This is a genomic window from Micromonospora sp. CPCC 205546 (assembly GCF_036902715.1).
Lineage (GTDB): Bacteria > Actinomycetota > Actinomycetes > Mycobacteriales > Micromonosporaceae > Micromonospora.
The window spans coordinates 1-1,332 of record NZ_JBAKHL010000155.1; the positions used below are offsets into that span (position 1 = coordinate 1).

General features: G+C 72.8%; 1 protein-coding gene. It reads left to right on the top strand.

Annotated features, from left to right (window positions below):
* The coding region (locus V6U77_RS29775; protein ID WP_334610061.1) for a type I polyketide synthase at positions 1-1,332 on the top strand (1,332 nt) is incomplete at both ends.

Below are 1,332 nucleotides of genomic sequence, written 5' to 3' on the forward strand. Positions count from 1 at the left end.
CGCAGGTGGTGGTGGCGGATGTGCGGTGGGATCGGTTTGTGGCGTCGTTCACGGCGTTGCGGCCGTCTCGTCTGTTCACCGAAATCCCCGAAGCGCAGGCGGCGATCGAGGCGGCGGCCCGCGCCGAGACCGGCCCCACCGACCATGCCTCGGCACTGCGCGAGCGGCTGGCGGCCCTGACGCCGCCGGAGGTCGAGGCGACCCTTCTGGACCTCGTACGCTCCCAGGTCGCCGCGGTGCTCGGCCACGCCACCGTGGAGGCGGTGCGGCCGGACCGGCCGTTCCAGCGTCTCGGCTTCGACTCGCTGACCGCCGTCGAGCTGCGCAACCGGCTGACCGCCGAGACGGGCCTCGCGCTGCCCTCCACCCTGGTCTTCGACCACCCGACGCCGGCCGCCCTGGTCGCCTTCATCCGGGATTCCGTGCTCGGCGCCTCGGCTGACGCGCCGGCCGCCCGCAGGGTCGCCGCCGTGGACGACGACCCGATCGTGATCGTCGGAATGGGCTGCCGTCTTCCGGGTGGCGTCGCATCCCCGGACGAGCTGTGGCAACTGCTCTCCGCCGGACGCGACGGCATCTCCGAGTTCCCCCTCGACCGTGGCTGGGACAGCTTCCTCAGCGGCGGTCTCTCCGACACGTCCTTCGTCCGCAGGGGCGGCTTCGTCTACGACGCCGACGAGTTCGACGCCGAGTTCTTCGGCATCTCGCCGCGCGAGGCCCTCGCGATGGATCCGCAGCAGCGGCTGCTGCTGGAGACGTCGTGGGAGGCCGTCGAGTCGGCGGGCATCGACCCCACCAGCCTGAGGGGCGGCGCGGTCGGCGTCTTCGCGGGGGCCAGCTTCCAGGGGTACGCCAGCGGCTCGGTGGGCCGCGCACAGGAGGTGGGCGGGCACCTGCTCACCGGCAACGCGACCAGCGTGTTGTCGGGTCGGGTGGCGTACTCGTTCGGGTTCGAGGGCCCGGCGGTGACGGTCGACACGGCGTGTTCGTCGTCGCTGGTGGCGTTGCACCTGGCGGCGCAGGCGCTGCGCTCCGGCGAGTGCGACCTCGCTCTCGCCGGCGGCGTGACCGTGATGGCCTCACCGGCCACGTTCGCCGAGTTCTCGATCCAGGGCGGCCTCTCCGCCGACGGCCGGTGCAAGTCCTTCTCGGACGCGGCGGACGGCACCGGCTGGTCCGAGGGTGTCGGCGTCCTCGTCGTGCAGCGCCTGTCGGACGCGCGGCGCGACGGGCGCCGGATCCTGGCGGTGGTGCGTGGCACGGCGGTGAATCAGGATGGTGCGTCGAACGGGTTGACGGCGCCGAATGGTCCGTCGCAGCAGCGGGTGATTC